Origin of the sequence: Pseudomonas sp. St290 (assembly GCF_018325805.1) — a bacterium.
In the GTDB taxonomy this organism is placed as follows: domain Bacteria; phylum Pseudomonadota; class Gammaproteobacteria; order Pseudomonadales; family Pseudomonadaceae; genus Aquipseudomonas; species Aquipseudomonas bijieensis.
Genome location: NZ_AP014703.1, coordinates 6546117 through 6563472, shown reverse-complemented (window position 1 = coordinate 6563472; position 17356 = coordinate 6546117). Strand labels below are relative to the sequence as shown.

The following is a 17356-nucleotide window of genomic DNA, read 5'->3' as shown; positions in this document are numbered from 1 at the left end:
ACCCAACGCCCCAGGAGAAAACAATATGACTCTGCGTAAATTCGCAGGGCTAGGAGCCCTGTTGTCCTTCGCAATGCCAGGCCTGGCCATGGCAGAAGAAGCGGCAGCCCCAGTCCTGAACTCCGGCGACACCGCTTGGATGCTCACGGCCACGATTCTTGTACTGTTCATGACCATTCCCGGCCTGGCACTGTTCTACGGTGGCATGGTCCGGTCGAAAAACCTTCTTTCCGTGATGATGCAGTGCTTTGCCATTACCGGTCTGATCAGCGTCCTGTGGGTCATCTATGGCTACAGCATCGCGTTCGACACCACCGGCATGGAGCAGGGCGTCGTCAACTTCAACTCCTTTGTCGGCGGCCTGGGCAAAGCGTTCCTGGCAGGCGTCACCCCGTCCAGCCTGACCGGCCCGGCGGCGCTGTTCCCTGAAGCAGTGTTCATTACCTTCCAGATGACTTTCGCCATCATCACTCCAGCGCTGATCGTCGGTGCGTTTGCCGAGCGGATGAAGTTCTCCGCCATGCTGGTTTTCATGGGCGTATGGTTCACCCTGGTGTATGCACCGATCGCCCACATGGTCTGGTCCGGTAACGGCGGCCTGCTGTGGGACTGGGGCGTGCTGGACTTCGCTGGCGGCACCGTGGTGCACATCAACGCCGGTATCGCCGGCCTGGTGGCGTGCCTGGTACTGGGCAAGCGCAAAGGCTTCCCGACCACGCCGATGGCGCCGCATAACCTGGGCTATACCCTGATGGGCGCGGCGATGCTGTGGGTTGGCTGGTTCGGCTTCAACGCCGGTTCCGCAGTTGCTGCCAACGGCACCGCCGGCATGGCGATGCTGGTGACCCAGATCGCTACCGCCGCCGCGGCGCTGGGCTGGATGTTTGCCGAGTGGATCACCCACGGCAAGCCAAGCGCACTGGGCATCGCCTCGGGCGTGGTGGCCGGCCTGGTTGCAATCACCCCGGCTGCCGGCACCGTGGGCCCGATGGGCGCCCTGGTCATCGGCCTGGCGGCGGGCGTGGTGTGCTTCTTCTGCGCCACCACCCTCAAGCGCAAACTCGGCTACGACGACTCCCTGGACGCCTTCGGCGTGCACGGCATCGGCGGTATCCTCGGCGCGATCCTGACCGGTGTGTTCGCGGCACCGGCACTGGGTGGCTTCGGCACCGTGACCGATATCGGTGCGCAAGTGTGGATTCAATTCAAGGGCGTGGCTTTCACCGTGGTCTACACCGCGATCGTCACCTTCATCATTCTCAAAGTGCTGGACGCCGTCATGGGTCTGCGTGTCTCCGAGGAAGAAGAGGCCGTGGGCCTGGACCTGGCCCAACACAACGAACGTGGCTACAACCTGTAAGCACACGCAATAAAAAATGCCCGGTTCGCCGGGCATTTTTTTGTCTGGAATTTGTCACTGCTCACAGGACGCGGCGGTTTTTCCGACGCCTTTTGTTGTGGATGCGACATGGGGTTTTGTACCGCCAAAGGCTTACACCGAAGCAAGAATATTAGGCCCTTTGTTTTTTCCCAGAGCGCGCTAGAATGCGCGCCGAACGTGCGGAGATCTGTATGTGGCAACAGACGCTGATAACCCTGCGGGCAAGGCCCCGGGGCTTTCATCTGGTGACGGACGAATTGCTTGCCGGCCTGCCTGAACTCCAGGCGTGTCGTGTCGGTCTGTTGCATCTGTGGCTGCAGCATACCTCGGCTTCGTTGACCATCAACGAGAACGCCGATTCGGCGGTACGTCGAGACTTCGAACGATTTTTCAATCGGCTGATCCCACAAGGAACCGCCGACTATGAGCACAACGACGAAGGCCTGGACGACCTCCCGGCGCACTTCAAGGCCAGTGTGCTCGGTTGCCAGCTCAGCCTGCCGGTCACGGCAGGACGGTTGGCATTGGGTACCTGGCAAGGTGTTTATCTGGGCGAGCACCGTGATCACGGTGGTGCTCGTAAAGTCCTCGCCACCTTGTACGGTGAAGGGGCATAACCGCTGATTGCCGGCGGATGTTGAATTTTTTCTGGCAGCCTTCGAACAGATGGCGAAGCTGGGCTATAACTAATCTGCTTTTCGCAAGTCATGAGGTAGAACATGAGCGACGATGATCTGGAAAACGACGACCTCGAAGTGGGCGACGAAGACGAGACCGAAGAAGGCCTTGAAGCGGCGGCTGAAGACGTAGCCGACGATGATGGGGCCGATGTTCCGGTTCCTACCGCCAAAGGCAAGGCCAAGGCCGCGGTGTCGGTCGACGAGTTGCCGAGCGTAGAGGCCAAGAACAAGGAGCGTGATGCGCTCGCCAAGGCCATGGAGGAATTCCTGGCCAGGGGCGGTAAGGTGCAGGAAGTGGAGGCCAACGTGGTCGCTGATCCGCCCAAGAAGCCGGACAACAAGTACGGCAGCCGCCCTATCTGAGCTTCTGCTTCTTGCTTGCTGAAAAAGCCCGCCGTCGCTGCGGGCTTTTTCATGGGCCAGATAAAGTCCCGGACCTGTGGGAGCGAGCCTGCTCGCGATAGCGGTAGGTCTGCTGGTATTGATGTTGGATGTGCCGCCGCCATCGCGAGCAGGCTCGTTCCCACAGGGTTTTGTGCCGGGCGCGGAGCCGCAGGACACAGCGGATCCAGGGTGGGAGCGAGCCTGCTCGCGATAGCGGTGGGTCTGCTGGTATTGATGTTGGATGTGCCGCCGCCATCGCGAGCAGGCTCGCTCCCGCAAAGGGGTGTTGGCGGCTACAGAGCAGTGGGTTCAGGGTTGGCTATGCCAACCTGTCAGCAACCCCGGCAGTTCGGTCAGGCTGCGAATCTCCGCATCTGGCGCATGGTCGGCCTCCCAGGCCTTGCCCGTCGGGTTGAACCACACCGCGCGCAGGCCGGCCTGTTGGGCGCCGGCGATGTCATCGCCCGGGTGATCGCCAATGTGCACGGCGGTCTGCGCCGTGGCACCGCCGCGTTGCAGGGCTTCGTGGAACAGCCGGGCGTCAGGCTTGGCGATGCCGATGTCTTCGGCGCACAAGGCGAACTTGAAATAGTCCGCCAGCCCCAGGCGCCGCACGTCGGCATTGCCATTGGTGACCACGCCAAGGGCGAAATGATTGGCCAGGATCTCCAGGGTGGGCTGCACCTCGGGGAAAACCTCCAGTTGATGACGGGCATGCAGGAACGTCTCGAATGCCTCGTCCGCCAGCTCAGACGCTTGCCACTGATCGTAGCCGGCCTCTTGCAGTGCGCGGAACAGCACCCGTCGGCGCAATGCACTGATGCGATGCTTCAGGCCGGGCTCTTCGCGCAAGACTTGCTCGCGAATCGAAAAAAGATGCTCCACCGGTACGCCGCCCAGGTTCGGTGCGTTGTCGGTCAGCCATTGGCGGAGTACGGCTTCGGCGCTGGCGATCACCGGGGCGGTATCCCACAGGGTGTCGTCCAGGTCGAAAGTGATGAGCTCGATGGTCATGATTCGTCGCCCTTGATGCGTTTGGCCCTGGGGTGGGCACTGTCATAGACCGTCGCCAGGTGCTGGAAGTCCAGATGGGTATAGATCTGTGTGGTCTTGATGTCCGAGTGGCCGAGCAACTCCTGGACGGCGCGCAGGTCCTGGGACGATTCCAAAAGATGGCTGGCGAAGGAGTGCCTGAGCATGTGTGGGTGCAGGTTCTGTCCCAGCTCGCGTTCACCGGCGGCCTTGACCCGCAACTGAATCGCCCGCGGGCCCAGGCGCCGCCCTTGTTGGCTGACGAAGACCGCGTCGTCGGCGGGGTTGGTCAGCGCCCGCAGCGCCAGCCACTGCTCCAGGGCTTCGCGGGCCTTGCGGCCGACGGGCAGCAGGCGTGTCTTGCTGCCCTTGCCGAGCACTTGGACCATGCCATCGGCCAGGTCCAGTTGATCCAGGTTAAGCCCCGTCAGTTCCGAAAGCCGCAGGCCGGAAGAATAGAACAGCTCGAGAATCGCCTGGTCGCGTCGTGCCAGGAAGTCATCCTCGACGGCGCCTTCAAGCAATTGCAGGGCGCGGTCGGTATCGAGGGTCTTGGGCAGCCGGCGTTCGCCCTTGGGCGGCGCCAGGCCGGTGGCCGGGTCGTGATCGCACAAGCCTTCGCGGTTGAGGTAGTGATACAGGCCACGCACCGCCGACAACAGCCGCGCCAGGCTGCGGGAGGATTGCCCCTGTTGATGCAGGCGGGCGACCAGGCTGCGCAAGCGCTGGATGTCCAGGGCCGCCCAGCTGCCGATGTTCTGCTTCTGGCACCAGCCCAGGACTTTTTCCAGGTCGCGGCGATAAGCCGACAGCGTGTGGGGCGACACCTGGCGCTCACTGCGCAGGTGTTCGCAGTAGGCGTCCAGTTGCCGTTCCATCTTCAGCGTACCGAGCGCAGCGAACCAGCGACCCTTGGCAGCACCCGGCCGGTGACTTCGGCGATGTAGCTCAAGAACAGCGTGCCCACCGAACTCTTGTAGTGCTGCGGATCGCGGCTGGCGATGGCCAGCACGCCGTGCACGCCCTGGTGGGCGATGGCGACGACGGCGGTGGAGCCGATCTGCTTGCGTTGTTCTTCGCCGAACAGGAAGTCCAGCTCATGCTCGCGCAGGCTACCGCTGACGCTTTTGTTTTCCGTGAGCAGGCCGCCGATGGCTGTCTGCGCTTCGGCGTGGGTTACCCAGCGGCCCACCGGCATGGCGTTGTCGCCAAACAGGATCAGGCTGACGAAGGGCACCTGGAAATCCTGGCGCAGGCTGTCTTCGACACTCATGACCAGGTCTTCGAGGGTGCTGGCGTCCATCAGGGCCAGGATCAGCCGACGGGTCTTGTCGAAAAGCCGGTCGTTGTCCCGGGCCACGTCCATCAGGTGCGAAAGACGATGGCGCATTTCGATGTTGCGCTCGCGCAGGATTTTCATCTGGTGTTCCACCAGCGACACGGTATCGCCGCGCCGGTGGGGGATGCGCATCGTCGCAAGCAGTTCTTCGTGCTCGACGAAGAAATCCGGATGAGCCTCCAGATAGGCCGCCACGGCCGCGGCTTCTGGAAGGCTGGGGGATTCGTCGGGCTGTGGGGCTGGAACCTGTGGCTGGTCGGTCATGGGTTTGGCTCACTCAAAGACGAACTTGTCCTTCGTATACGCGCACTGCCGGGCCGGTCATCATCACCGGTTGGCCAGGGCCCGCCCATTCGATGGACAGGCGCCCGCCGGGCAGGTCGATCAACAATGGCGAATCCATCCACCCCTGACTGATCGCAGCGACTGCAGCGGCACAGGCGCCGGTACCGCAGGCCTGGGTTTCCCCGGCGCCGCGTTCCCAGACGCGCAATTGTGCACGATGGCGGTCGATGACTTGCAGAAAACCGACGTTCACCCGTGCGGGGAAGCGCGGATGATGCTCGATTTTCGGCCCCAGCTCATGCACCGGGGCACTGTTGATATCGGCCACTCGCAGCACGGCGTGGGGGTTGCCCATGGAGATCGCCGCCAGTTCCACCGGGGTGCCGTCGACGTCCACCTGATAGCTCAACGCTTGGGCCGGTGCCTGGAAGGGGATGTCTGCTGGCACCAGGCGCGGAGCGCCCATGTTGACGCCGATCTGGCCGTCGCTGCGCACATCCAGCTCGATGATGCCGCTCTTGGTCTCGACGCGGATATGTCGCTTGGCGGTCAGGCGCTTGTCCAGCACGAAGCGGGCGAAGCAGCGCGCGCCGTTGCCGCATTGTTCCACTTCCGAGCCGTCGGCATTGAAGATCCGATAACGGAAATCCACGTCCGGGTTGTTGGGCGCCTCGACGATCAGCAACTGGTCGAAACCGATGCCGGTGTGCCGGTCACCCCATTGCTTGGCATGCTTGGGCAGGATGTGCGCGTGCTGGCTGACCAGGTCGAGGACCATGAAGTCATTGCCCAGGCCGTGCATCTTGGTAAAACGCAGCAGCATGGTTTTACTCCGGCAGCAGGCTTTCGCCGGCAAACAACTCGGCTACCGTCTCGCGGCGACGCACTTCGAATGCCTGATCACCGTCCACCAGCACCTCGGCGCAGCGGCCGCGGGTGTTGTAGTTGGAACTCATGACAAACCCGTAGGCACCGGCCGAATGCACGGCCAGCAGATCGCCTTCTTCCAGTGCCAGCTCCCGGCCCTTGGCCAGGAAGTCGCCGGTTTCGCAGATCGGCCCGACGATGTCATAGCTGCGGGTCGCGGTGTCGCGAGGGCGCACGGCGGTGACGTCCATCCAGGCCTGGTACAGCGCTGGGCGGATCAGGTCGTTCATCGCCGCATCGACGATGGCGAAATCCTTGTGCTCGGTGTGCTTGAGGTACTCGACCTGGGTCAGCAGCACGCCGGCGTTGGCCACGATGTAGCGGCCCGGTTCGAACATCAGCGCCAGGTCACGGCCTTCCAGACGCTCGCGCACGGCCTTGATGTAGTCGGCCACCAGTGGCGGCTCTTCATCGCGATAGCGCACGCCGACACCGCCGCCCAGGTCGATGTGACGCAGGTAGATGCCGCAATCGCCGAGGCGGTCGACCAGCGCCAGCAGGCGGTCGAGGGCGTCGATGAACGGTTCCAGGGTGGTCAGTTGCGAACCGATGTGGCAATCGACGCCCAGTACTTCCAGATTCGGCAGTTGAGCGGCGCGCACGTACACGTCTTCGGCGTCGGCGATGGCGATACCGAACTTGTTTTCCTTGAGACCGGTGGAAATGTACGGGTGGGTGCCAGCATCGACGTCCGGGTTCACGCGCAGGGAGACCGGTGCGCGAACACCCAGCTCGGCGGCGACGATTTGCAGGCGCTCGAGCTCATCGGTGGATTCGATGTTAAAGCAGTGCACGCCCACTTCCAGGGCGCGGCGCATGTCTTCGCGGGTCTTGCCGACACCGGAGAACACGATCTTGTCGGCGCTACCGCCAGCGGCCAGCACACGCTCGAGCTCGCCACCGGAGACGATGTCGAAACCGGCACCCAGGCGCGCCAGGACATTGAGCACGCCCAGGTTGGAGTTGGCCTTGACGGCGAAACACACCAGGTGCGGCATGCCGTCGAGGGCATCGGCGAACGTCCGGTACTGGGCCTCGATGTGGGCACGGGAATAGACGTAGGTCGGCGTGCCGAAACGTTCGGCGATCGCGGACAGGGCAACCCCTTCCGCGAACAGCTCCCCGCCACGGTAGTTAAAAGCGTCCATGGCGTTCCCTTAGTAAGTGGTGTGGGTGTCGTGCGCGTGGGATTTGGCTTGCGACGACTTGGCCTGCTCTTCAGGGGACTTGCTGTCATCAGGCAGGTACAGCGGACCTTTTTGACCACAGGCTGTCACGAGGCAGGCAACCGCGACGAGCGCAGCAAGGGAAGAGATCAGGCGCTTCATGGCGAAATCCTTGAAAATGCTTTAATTGCGCCGGAGTATACCGGCCACCCGGCAGCTTGCCTATGCAACGGGCCGCCCGTCCGGCGGCACTGTGGTCGCTGATCGGTATATCCTTTGCATTCGCCGGGCGGCGTCCGTATCTTGCGGCGCTTGAGCATGAGCAGACATTTTCGAGGTTGCCGCAATGAGTTTGACTGAAGCCCGTTTCCACGACCTGGTCGATGCGACCCAGCAAACGCTGGAGGATGTGTTCGATGACAGTGGCCTGGACATTGACCTGGAAATCTCCGCCGGTGTACTCACCGTCAAGTTCGAAAACGGCAGCCAATTGATCTTCAGTCGCCAGGAGCCGTTGCGGCAGTTGTGGCTGGCGGCGGTGTCCGGTGGCTTCCATTTCGACTACGACGAGGAAAGCGAGCGCTGGATGTGCGACAAGAGCGAAGAACAATTGGGCGAGATGCTCGAGCGCATCGTCGATCAGCAGGCTGGCGTGAAACTCGATTTCGAAGGCCTGTGACGGCGTGAGCCAGACAGCCCAGGCGCGCCCAGCCAAGCCGCTCTACAGTAATGTCAGCCCCGCGGTGCCTTCGCCGTGTACCGGCGTGTGCAAGCTGGATGAACAGAAGTTCTGCCTCGGTTGTTTGCGCCACGTGGAACATATCCGCGAATGGCGCTCGGCCGACGACGAGCGGCGGCGGGTGATCTGTGCCGAGGCGGCTAAACGCAAATCCCTGGTGTGATCATTGTGGCGAGGGACGGGAAGTGTCGCATCGCCCCGCTGTGTGGGAGCAAGGCTTGCCCGCGATGGAGGCGACGCGGTCTTTCAGAAGTCGAGGCGCCTGTTTCGCGAGCAAGCTTTGCTCCCACACTCCCCTCGCCACAGTAACTCTGCCCCCTCATGACAATGGGCAGATCCTGCCTGACTTGTTTATTTATTGAGCTGTGATAGTGTCCGGCTACGCCTCAACCCATCGAGGCCCGTGAAAACCCCGTCTTTTTGTGGCGGGGTTTTGCTTTTTTTGTGCAGAAGAAAGGAGTCTGCCTGGATCATGACCGCACCTTCCATCACCCTTACCCGCCTGGACGTACAGCGTCTGGAACGCCTGATCGACAGTCTTGATGAAACGCTGCCGGGCGTGATTGCGTTGCAAGCTGAACTGGATCGCGCCGAGAACGTGGTGGGCCACGAAGAAGTACCTGCCGATGTCGTGACCATGAACTCGCGTGTGCACTGTCGCGAAGAAAGCAACGGCAAGGATTATCACCTGACCTTGGTCTATCCACAGGACGCCAATGCCGACGAAGGCCGGATCTCGATCCTGGCACCGGTGGGCAGTGCATTGCTGGGCCTGAAGGTCGGCCAGCACATCGACTGGCCGGCTCCGGGTGGCAAGACGCTGAAGCTGACGTTGCTGGAGGTCGAGTACCAGCCTGAAGCCGGCGGTGATTTCCATCTCTGAGCGCCGGTGCTTCAGACCAAGGCCAGCGCCTCGTTCAGCGCGCGTTCCAGGTCGGCCTTGTAGCGCAGGTACAAATTGCTTGAGCAGGACCCGTCGCCCACCAGGCCCGAGAGGTCCAGGTCGGTGATGTAGCAGCGATAGCGCTGGGCTTCGCGGCGCTGTTCAACGATCTCCCTGGCGACCACGCGGAACAGTTGGTCGCCATGTTCCAGTTCGGAAAACTCCTGCTGATCGCAGTACAGAGTGACATGCACCTGCCCGTGCGCCGCTTTGCCGATGATCGCCTGGACGTCATAGAACGGCTTGTTGACCGGTGTCTGGGGCGCTTGCCGCGCTTCGATCCGCCGCGCCCGGCCGTTGCCTGAGGGCAGTAACTGGTAATACAGGGTTTCCAGGGTCAGCGGTTGGGCGGCGTCCAGCGGCAGCAGGGCGTCGCGACGGTACAGCACCGATTGCAAGAAACGCTGCAAAGGCACCAGCAGGCTTTGTTCGTCGTGATAAGGCACATGTTGCTGCCACAGCGCGTTGAATTCATCGAGCACGTACAGATCGGCTTCGTCCTCGCTGACGCGGTAGAACACCTGGATGCACTCGGGCTGCCCCATGGGCAGGATCAGCGCCAGGTCATGGTCTTCCAGGGCCATCGGGTCCAGCTGCAAGGGGCTGTAGGCCGTCAGTTCCTCGCCCAGGTAATCCATCAGCGCCGACAAGCTGCCCAGTGCCACGTGATTGACCTGGCCGGGCACCAGCTCCAGCACGTGATAGTGCTGCTGGACCTGAAGCAGGTAGCGGTGATTGAGCCTGCTCAACAGCAGGGTCTGCGCCGTTTCGATGACTTCTTCGACGCGCCGGGCAATGAATTGGGCGCGATTGTGGCAGAAGCAGCGCACCTGCAAGCGTGGCTGGCGCTGGGTGACGGGCAGGTCGTTGAGGTAATCGCGCAGGCAGTCGAGCAGGGCGTGTTCGCCGTCGAAACGGTTGACCAGCACCTCATTCCAACTGTTGAGCGTGACCTGGTCGAGGGTCAGCACCAGGTTCTCGCGGACCCCGGCATAGCTCAGGGAGTCGGTGCGCTCGGTAGTCATCAGGATATTCAGGTCGCGGTGGTGCTTGAGCGGATCGACGCCGACGTTCACCAGGATCAGCACTTCGCTGGGCACGCTGGCGCGCAGCAGTTGTGCTTCGTCCACCGTGGTCAGGGGCAGGGCGATGGTCTGTTGCAGGCTGCCCAGCAGGTTGAATAGTTCGAACTCGCTCAGGTCGCTGTCGCCGGGGTGCAGCGCCAGGCGTGTGCTGCTGTCGATCACGCCGTTGCGATGGCACCAGGTCAGCAGTTCCAGCAACTCGCGGCAGCGCTTGATCGGCGCGAAGTTCTCCCACTCCAGGGCGTTGAGGCTGCCGTTGTACAAGCCCCACTGGTTCTGCCCCGGTTCTTTCTTGTTCGGCGACTGCACCAGTGTCAGGGTATCTTCGGCCAAGTCCGGCGCAATGCCGGGGTTGATGAACTCGACCTTGTCGGCCTTGCGCTCGAAGGCGGCATACAACCGCCGGCCAAGCACATTGAGATCGCGCTTGTTGATCAGGCTGACGGTTTTTTCGGTGCGGGCGAACTGGGTCAGGAAGCGGTAGCTGTGGGTGAGTTCGTTGACCAGTGCCCGCCGCTCGTGGCTGACCTGACGGACTTTCCATTGGCTGCGGCTGTCCAGCAGCGCCAGTTGCCGTTGGTCCCAGCCCCATTCCCGGGCCAGTCGTTCGAGCAGTACCCGCTGCCAGCCGCTGCTGCGCGCCTGGCCGGTGAGCTTGCGATTGACCTTCAGGTACAGCGCGCGGCGGATCAACTCCAGGCGTTCGGGTTCGCCACGGGCATTGAGGTATTCCTCGATGCGACGGTAAACCAGCATGTACGGGTCCAGCTCCTCCAGGTCCAGGCGATTGGCAAACACGGCTTGCTTGAAGCGCAGGCTCAGGCAGCGCACGTTAGGGTGTTCGCTGGCATAGACCTCGGTCAGCAGCAGCTTGAGCACGGACTTGTAGGGCGACTCGATACCTTTGAAGAGCTGCCAGAGCCCGGCACCGACGAATTCACCCGGCGGAATGTAGGCCAGGTGCCCCAAGTCCAATGTCTCATCCGCGCGAATGAAACGCTTGGACATCAGCGTATGGGTGTACTGCTCGTAATTCTCTTCTTCATAGACCGGCACCAGCCACCAGATCGGCGTGCGCCCGGCCAGCCAGATCGCGGTGCGGTAGAACTCGTCCAGCAGCAGGTAATGCTGGGTGGTGCCGCAATCGTCGGAGCTGAGCTGGTTGTCCCGCTCGCCCCGCACGAAGCGCGCCGGGTCGATCAGGAAAAAGTGGGCTTCGGCGCCCTGGGTCGCGGCCCAGATCTCCAGCAACTGACATTTCTTGCGCAGCTCGGCCAGTTCATCGTCGCTCAGGTCTGGCCCGTGGCACACCCACACATCCATGTCGCTCTGGTCGGCCTGGGCCAGGGTGCCGAGGCTGCCCATCAGGAACAGGCCAAGGATCGGTCGCGGCGGGTTGCTGCCGTGCCGGGGCTTGTAGGAAAACGAGCGGGTCAGCCGCTGGGCTTCGGCAAGGACATTGGCGTCAGGCTCGTAGTTCGACAGCCCGGCAGGGGTACTGCCGGAAACGTAGCCAGGTAGCAGTGGGTGGTTGACGTGAAAAAACAGCGGCAGCAACGTCAGCACGCCTTGCTGGCGGGGCGACAAGCCTTCGAGGGCGCGCTCCATCCGTACGGTGTTGAGCTTGAGAAAACGTGCGCGCAACTGGCTCAAGACCTTGCGGTCGATTCCCTCGTCCAGATCGGGGCGTATTTCGTGATTGCGGGTCATGTCTGCTCAAACCGGCTCGCGGCGTCGAACGTGGGGTGATGGCAGGTTAGCGCCCGGTCTTGGGAATACTTAAGGTGAAAACAGGATTCGGATGCCAGTTTTTTTACGCAGGGCACCCGTGCGCCTGCGGAAATCCCGGCAAAGGAGATTTCCGTGGGCGGCAGGGGGTCAGGCGGCTTCTTGGACGCTGAGTATCGTCAGGACGGTTTGTACATTTTGGGCGGCATCTCGCCCCAGGCTTGTCAGGTAGCCACCATCGGGCTGGGTGATCAGTTCTTTCTCGAACAGGCGTTGGGCAGCGGCAATCGCTTTAGGGGCAGCGGTCTGATGAATTTTCAGGCCTTCCTGGGAACTGTCCAGGTTGAAGAGTGCAAGGATTTCCAGTTCGGCAACCAACTCAGGGGTAAGCGACATAAGGACTCCAGACTTTCTAGGAATTTGGTCGACAGCGTTACTAAGGTGAGCGCACTCGGCCGAGCTGTCCAGTCTCAGAGGCATGCTTTTTTTGTTTGGGGTGAGGGGGGGCAGTGTTCTGTCAGGCAAATACACCCGTGGCGAGGGGATTTATCCCCGCTGGACTGCGCAGCAGGCCCAAAATCGTAATGAGGCCAATTTTTTAGGGCCGCTTCGCGCCCCAGCGGGGATAAATCCCCTCGCCACAGGGTGTGTTTGCCTGTCGTTCAGTTCTTTTCCGGCGGCAACTCAGGCAAGGCGCGCAAGGCGGCTTCGTACCACTCGGTATTAAACGCACGATCCTCTTCCAGGATCGCATCGATCTCCACCGCCAGCACATGGGCCATCAGGTTGAGGATGTCTTCGCGCTCATAACCCACCAGGGTCAACTTATTGAAAGTGGCCTTGGCCGCTGGCGGGTTTTCACTTTCGATCTGGTTTTCGATGGCCTGGATCAGCGTGTTCTCGACGAATTCTTCTTCGTCGCTGTCGATGTCGGTTGGCTCGCTCATGGCAGGCTCCTTTGAGAAAGGCCGCCAGTTTACCTGCATTCAGCGGCGTGATGCGCCTGGCAAGAAATGCCCCGGCGGTCTATAACGCAAGGCTGCCAACCCCGCACGGCCTGGAGGCTTTGTAATGCTCAAGCTTTATGGTTTCTCTGTCAGTAACTACTACAACATGGTCAAGCTGGCGCTGTTGGAGAAGGGCGTGCCCTTCGAAGAAGTGCAGTTCTACGGTAGCCAGACCCCTGAAGCCCTGGCCATCAGCCCCCGCGGCAAGGTGCCAGTGCTGAAGACCGAGCAGGGCTTTATCAACGAGACCAGCGTCATCCTCGAATACATCGAGCAAACCCAACCGGGTAAGGCCCTGCTGCCAGCCGACCCGTTCGAGCGCGCCCAGGTATTGGCCTTGTGCCGGGAAATCGAGTTGTACATCGAGCTGCCGGGACGAGCCTGTTATGGCGAGGCGTTTTTCGGCATGTCGGTCGCCGACGCCATCAAGGAAAAGTCCAGGGCCGAATTGCTGCTGGGGTTCGCCTCGCTCGGCCGCCACGGCAAATTCTCGCCTTATGTGGCAGGGGATAGTCTGAGCATTGCCGATCTGTATTTCTTCTACAGTCTTTCGCTGGCCCTGCAGGTGGGCAAGAAACTCTTCGATATCGATTTGCTCGCGGACATGCCGGCGGCCAAGGCACTGATGGAGCGTTTGGAGCGGAACCCGAACGTGCAGCGGATCGCTGCGGATAGAGAGGCAGCGATGCCGGATTTTTTGGCGAAGATCGCTGCCAAGAAGTGAGTTTTGTGCTGTTTTGAAGTGAGTTATCGCGAGCAGGCTCGCTTGTATGTTTAGACTTGAAGGGGTGGGCGGGACTAAAAGCTCGATTCCGACTCTAGCCAGTACGGACCGTGGGAGACTTCTCGTTCCGCCCTTTCTACCTAAAGCGCCGATAAGGAATTCATCGGTAAAACCGACGATAGAGGCAAGCCAGCGCAAAGGTAGACCCCGACAAGCACCTAAACCCTAGCTCCGAGGATTCGTCATGACAATCCTTAACTCACCAACGGTTATTGGTATCGATGTAGCGAAGGCCGAAATCGTCGTTTACCGCGAAGACCTGAAAATCACTCAAGCCATCGCCAACCACCGCGAAGCTCTTGGCCGGTGGCTCAAAACGCTACCAGCCCAAAGCTCGATTGCGCTGGAAGCTACCAGCTTTTATCACCTGGACACAGCTGAGCTGGCCCATGGAATGGGGTTTCATGTTTACGTTGTGGATCCTTATCGGGTGGCCCATTACCGTGAAAGTATTGGGCTGCGGGCTAAAACTGATCCTTGTGATGCGCGTTTGCTGGCTCGGTATCTAACGAACGAGCAAGCAAGGCTGCGTATCTGGAGCCCACCTCCAGAAGCCTACAAAGTGTTAAAAAACCTGCTTAGAAAACGTGCGGCACTCATCAAGGCCCGCGTCAGTATCGTGCTGAGTTTTTCGAACGAACCGTGTCTGAAGGACATCTTGGCCCGGCAGTTGGAGGTCTTCAAAGAGTCCGATCAGGCCATTCAGAAACTAATGCGTGAGGCCAGCCAAGCGGCAGGGATCACTGAAAACATCAACCGCTGCAAAGCCATCGAAGGGATTGGTGAACTGACGGCCATTGGCTTGGCGACCGCATTCATGCGCGGTCACTTTGTCAGTGGCGATGCATTCATTGCTTTCTTGGGGATGGATTTGCGTCCAAAAGATTCAGGGAAGAAGCACAGTCCTCGTCACTTGAGCAAAAAAGGGGACGGGGAGCTACGACGCCTGGCGCACAACGCCGCGATGGCGGCCTGTCGGTCTCCTGCCTGGAAACCTTACTATGAGGCCTTCTTGGCACGAGGCCTGGCCAGAACTCAGGCCTTGGTTATCCTCGCCCGCAAGTTGTGTCGGGTAGCATTCGCCCTGATGAAAAATCAGAGCGAATACCAACCAAATTCACGGTTGCAGGGTTCCCCTGCAACATAGAATCTCCCACATTTGATCTCCATGTTCACAAATCATGTGTTCACTGAAGTTCCTCTGTGGGAGCGAGCCTGCTCGCGATGCTTTTGGCTTTTAGCGGCTGGCGAGCAACGCCTGGCCGCGTACCACCGCTGCCTTGACCTGCGCCGGCGCGGTGCCACCGATGTGGTCACGGGCATTGACCGAGCCTTCGAGGGTCAGCACGGCAAACACGTCCTGTTCGATCTGGTCACTGAACTTGCGCAGCTCGTCCAGGCTCATTTCCGCCAGGTCTTTGCCACTGTCCACGCCGTACTTCACGGCATGACCAACGATTTCGTGGCAGTCGCGGAACGGCAGGCCACGGCGCACCAGGTAATCGGCCAGGTCCGTGGCGGTGGAGAAGCCGCGCAGAGCCGCTTCGCGCATCACTGCGTGCTTGGGCTTGATGGCCGGGATCATGTCGGCGAAGGCGCGCAGCGAGTCGCGCAAGGTGTCGGCGGCGTCGAACAGCGGTTCCTTGTCTTCCTGGTTGTCCTTGTTGTAGGCCAGCGGCTGGCCTTTCATCAGGGTCAGCAGGCCCATCAGAGCACCGAACACCCGGCCACTCTTGCCACGCACCAGCTCTGGCACGTCGGGGTTTTTCTTTTGCGGCATGATCGAGCTGCCGGTGCAGAAGCGGTCGGGCAGGTCAATGAACTGGAATTGCGCACTGGTCCACAGCACCAGCTCTTCGGAGAAGCGCGACAGGTGCATCATCGCGATGCTCGCGGCGGCACAGAATTCGATGGCGAAATCGCGGTCCGAGACGTTATCCAGCGAGTTGCCGCCGACGGCGTCGAAGCCCAGCAACTGCGCGGTGTATTCACGATCGATCGGGTACGTGGTGCCGGCCAGCGCGGCGCTGCCCAGGGGCATGCGGTTGGTGCGCTTGCGGCAGTCCACCAGGCGCTCGTAGTCGCGGCTGAGCATTTCGAACCAGGCCAGCATGTGATGCCCAAATGTTACAGGTTGGGCGGTCTGCAGGTGCGTGAAGCCCGGCATGATGCTCTCGGCCTCGCGCTCGGCTTGCTCCAGCAGGCCTTTTTGCAGGCGGGTGATTTCGGCCAGGATCAGGTCGATCTCGTCGCGCAGCCACAGGCGGATGTCGGTGGCGACCTGGTCGTTGCGGCTGCGGCCGGTGTGCAGTTTCTTGCCCGTCACGCCGATGCGGTCGGTCAGGCGCGCTTCGATGTTCATGTGCACGTCTTCAAGGTCGACACGCCAGTCGAACTGGCCGGCCTCGATTTCCGCCTGGATGGTCTTCAGGCCGTCGATGATGCTGTCGCGCTCGGCATCGGTCAGCACGCCGACCTTGGCCAGCATGGTGGCGTGGGCGATCGAACCCATGATGTCGTGGCGATACAGGCGCTGGTCAAAGTTGACGGAGGCGGTGAAGCGGGCGACGAAGGCGTCGACGGGTTCACTGAAGCGGCCGCCCCAGGACTGATTGGTCTTGTCAGTGCTCATGAATTCGCTCGTGATCGGCTGTGGAGAAATTAGCGGTTAAAGGCTGCGGCGGATGATAGCAGGGTTGCCGGGACTGGCGCTGGCACTGGTCGGCAGGTTTTTCGATAGAACCCTGGGATCCAACAGGGGTTTGGCACAACGATATTTTTCGATTGAGCAATATCGTCGTGGCAACCGTCTACAGTGGACTGTAGGACTTTTGCTTTTCCATCCATGGCGCAGCGGGCGATAGATTAAGAAGGGGGGCTCATATTGGTCAGATCGACAGTTAACAATCCCTACGGCGACGCCGTGCGACAACGGGCCTCGGGCATCGGTCGTCAAGCGCTGGTAAAGATAGGCAACCGCCTCGCGGCACTTTTTGGCCCTCGAGCGAGTCTTAGCGTGGATCGCGGTGACGGATGTCACTTCCCCTGTCTACGCTATCCTTGTGCGAGACTCACGCAGGAATCCAGCGCAATATGAATGTCCTGATCGTTGATGACGAACCACTGGCCCGCGAGCGCCTGAGCCGAATGGTTGGCGAGCTCGAGGGTTACAGTGTCCTGGAGCCGAGCGCCACCAATGGCGAAGAGGCATTGGCCCTTATTGACAGCCACAAGCCGGATATCGTGCTGCTCGACATTCGCATGCCTGGCCTGGACGGCCTGCAGGTCGCGGCGAAGTTGTGCGAACGAGAGTCGCCGCCCGCCGTGGTGTTCTGTACCACCCGGGACGATTTTCCGCCCGAGGTGCTGCAAGCCGGTGCCGTGGGGTACCTGGTCAAGCCGGTGGCGTCCGAGGCGTTGCTCGAGGCCTTGCGCAAGGCCGAGCGGCCCAACCGCGTGCAACTGGCGGCGCTGACCCGTCCCGCCGCCGAAAGCGGCAGCGGCCCGCGCAGCCATATCAGTGCGCGCACCCGCAAAGGCATCGAGCTGATCCCGTTGAACCAGGTCGTCTACTTCATTGCCGACCATAAATACGTGACCTTGCGCCATGAGAGTGGCGAGGTGTTGCTGGATGAGCCACTCAAGGCCCTCGAAGACGAGTTCGGCGAGCGTTTCGTACGCATCCACCGCAACGCCCTCGTGGCCCGCGAGCGTATCGAGCGTTTGCAACGCACCCCCCTTGGGCACTTCCAGCTGTTCCTCAAGGGCCTCAATGGCGATGCGCTGATTGTCAGCCGGCGGCACGTGGCCGGGGTTCGCAAGATGATGCAGCAGCTTTAGCGCGGCGGTCCAAGGCGTTCAACGCGTTTCATTTCC

Annotated in this window: 19 protein-coding genes and 1 pseudogene; 10 read left to right on the top strand and 10 right to left on the bottom strand. The window is 61.2% G+C overall.

The features are described from left to right. The first annotated feature begins 25 nt into the window (after nucleotides 1–25). From PBDP_RS28935 to sutA, 3 genes are all read left to right on the top strand, one after another. Entirely contained in the window at nucleotides 26–1360 is a 1335-nt protein-coding gene (locus PBDP_RS28935; protein WP_025216105.1) for an ammonium transporter, read from the top strand. A gap of 212 nt (nucleotides 1361–1572) precedes the next feature. Continuing rightward, complete coding sequence (locus PBDP_RS28930) at nucleotides 1573–1998, top strand: secondary thiamine-phosphate synthase enzyme YjbQ (RefSeq protein WP_109752956.1); 426 nt, start codon at nucleotides 1573–1575, stop codon at nucleotides 1996–1998. 102 nt (nucleotides 1999–2100) lie between these two features. Beyond that, nucleotides 2101–2424 (top strand): dormancy-specific transcriptional regulator SutA, encoded by a 324-nt coding sequence (gene sutA / locus PBDP_RS28925; RefSeq protein WP_003206813.1) that lies wholly within the window; start codon nucleotides 2101–2103, stop codon nucleotides 2422–2424. A 330-nt stretch (nucleotides 2425–2754) separates the two neighbouring features. On the opposite strand, the gene PBDP_RS28920 is transcribed toward sutA, so the two are convergent. From PBDP_RS28920 to lptM, 6 genes are read right to left on the bottom strand one after another with little or no spacing between them, the layout of a single operon-like run. Continuing rightward, nucleotides 2755–3459 (bottom strand): HAD family hydrolase, encoded by a 705-nt coding sequence (locus tag PBDP_RS28920; protein WP_212801613.1) that lies wholly within the window; start codon nucleotides 3457–3459, stop codon nucleotides 2755–2757. After that, nucleotides 3456–4355 (bottom strand): tyrosine recombinase XerC, encoded by a 900-nt coding sequence (gene xerC / locus PBDP_RS28915; RefSeq protein WP_109752662.1) that lies wholly within the window; start codon nucleotides 4353–4355, stop codon nucleotides 3456–3458. The genes PBDP_RS28920 and xerC overlap by 4 nt, the downstream gene beginning before the upstream one ends. Nucleotides 4356–4357: 2 nt before the next feature. After that, nucleotides 4358–5080: a DUF484 family protein gene (locus tag PBDP_RS28910; RefSeq protein WP_109752660.1), complete on the bottom strand. Its 723-nt coding sequence runs from the start codon at nucleotides 5078–5080 to the stop codon at nucleotides 4358–4360. Nucleotides 5081–5093: 13 nt separating this feature from the next. After that, nucleotides 5094–5924 (bottom strand): diaminopimelate epimerase, encoded by an 831-nt coding sequence (dapF, locus tag PBDP_RS28905; protein WP_109752658.1) that lies wholly within the window; start codon nucleotides 5922–5924, stop codon nucleotides 5094–5096. Between the two features lie 4 nt (nucleotides 5925–5928). Beyond that, complete coding sequence (lysA, locus tag PBDP_RS28900; RefSeq protein ID WP_109752657.1) at nucleotides 5929–7176, bottom strand: diaminopimelate decarboxylase; 1248 nt, start codon at nucleotides 7174–7176, stop codon at nucleotides 5929–5931. 9 nt (nucleotides 7177–7185) lie between these two features. Continuing rightward, nucleotides 7186–7356 (bottom strand): LPS translocon maturation chaperone LptM, encoded by a 171-nt coding sequence (gene lptM / locus PBDP_RS28895; protein WP_109752655.1) that lies wholly within the window; start codon nucleotides 7354–7356, stop codon nucleotides 7186–7188. A 184-nt stretch (nucleotides 7357–7540) separates the two neighbouring features. On the opposite strand from lptM, the gene cyaY reads away from it, so the two are divergent. From cyaY to rnk, 3 genes are all read left to right on the top strand, one after another. Continuing rightward, nucleotides 7541–7873 carry an iron donor protein CyaY gene (gene cyaY, locus PBDP_RS28890; protein ID WP_109752653.1) on the top strand — a complete coding sequence of 111 codons (333 nt, stop codon included), beginning with the start codon at nucleotides 7541–7543 and terminating at the stop codon, nucleotides 7871–7873. Nucleotides 7874–7877: 4 nt separating this feature from the next. Beyond that, entirely contained in the window at nucleotides 7878–8096 is a 219-nt protein-coding gene (locus PBDP_RS28885) for a DUF1289 domain-containing protein (RefSeq protein WP_109752651.1), read from the top strand. Nucleotides 8097–8405: 309 nt separating this feature from the next. Next, nucleotides 8406–8816: a nucleoside diphosphate kinase regulator gene (rnk, locus tag PBDP_RS28880; RefSeq protein WP_109752647.1), complete on the top strand. Its 411-nt coding sequence runs from the start codon at nucleotides 8406–8408 to the stop codon at nucleotides 8814–8816. Between the two features lie 11 nt (nucleotides 8817–8827). Here the strand turns inward: rnk and PBDP_RS28875 are convergent, their stop codons facing one another. The 3 genes from PBDP_RS28875 to PBDP_RS28865 form a co-directional block, all read right to left on the bottom strand. Next, on the bottom strand, nucleotides 8828–11671 hold the full coding sequence (locus PBDP_RS28875) for a class I adenylate cyclase (protein WP_116833732.1): 2844 nt from the start codon (nucleotides 11669–11671) through the stop codon (nucleotides 8828–8830). A 168-nt stretch (nucleotides 11672–11839) separates the two neighbouring features. Further along, nucleotides 11840–12085: a TIGR02647 family protein gene (locus tag PBDP_RS28870; protein ID WP_003206789.1), complete on the bottom strand. Its 246-nt coding sequence runs from the start codon at nucleotides 12083–12085 to the stop codon at nucleotides 11840–11842. Between the two features lie 266 nt (nucleotides 12086–12351). Then, the gene (locus PBDP_RS28865) at nucleotides 12352–12636 is read right to left on the bottom strand and encodes a hypothetical protein (protein ID WP_109752643.1); all 285 of its coding nucleotides are present in this window, start codon (nucleotides 12634–12636) and stop codon (nucleotides 12352–12354) included. Between the two features lie 124 nt (nucleotides 12637–12760). Between PBDP_RS28865 and PBDP_RS28860 the strand changes: the two genes are divergently transcribed. Beyond that, nucleotides 12761–13420: a glutathione S-transferase family protein gene (locus PBDP_RS28860; protein WP_109752641.1), complete on the top strand. Its 660-nt coding sequence runs from the start codon at nucleotides 12761–12763 to the stop codon at nucleotides 13418–13420. A gap of 244 nt (nucleotides 13421–13664) precedes the next feature. Further along, on the top strand, nucleotides 13665–14627 hold the full coding sequence (locus tag PBDP_RS28855) for an IS110 family RNA-guided transposase (protein WP_116832135.1): 963 nt from the start codon (nucleotides 13665–13667) through the stop codon (nucleotides 14625–14627). Nucleotides 14628–14717: 90 nt separating this feature from the next. On the opposite strand, the gene argH is transcribed toward PBDP_RS28855, so the two are convergent. After that, entirely contained in the window at nucleotides 14718–16112 is a 1395-nt protein-coding gene (gene argH / locus PBDP_RS28850) for an argininosuccinate lyase (RefSeq protein ID WP_109752639.1), read from the bottom strand. A 315-nt stretch (nucleotides 16113–16427) separates the two neighbouring features. On the opposite strand from argH, the pseudogene PBDP_RS30445 reads away from it, so the two are divergent. Beyond that, nucleotides 16428–16577: pseudogene (locus PBDP_RS30445) on the top strand (sensor histidine kinase); the annotation flags it as partial. Continuing rightward, on the top strand, nucleotides 16574–17320 hold the full coding sequence (locus tag PBDP_RS28845; protein WP_109752637.1) for a LytR/AlgR family response regulator transcription factor: 747 nt from the start codon (nucleotides 16574–16576) through the stop codon (nucleotides 17318–17320). The pseudogene PBDP_RS30445 and the gene PBDP_RS28845, both read left to right, overlap by 4 nt. The last annotated feature ends 36 nt before the right edge of the window (nucleotides 17321–17356 follow it).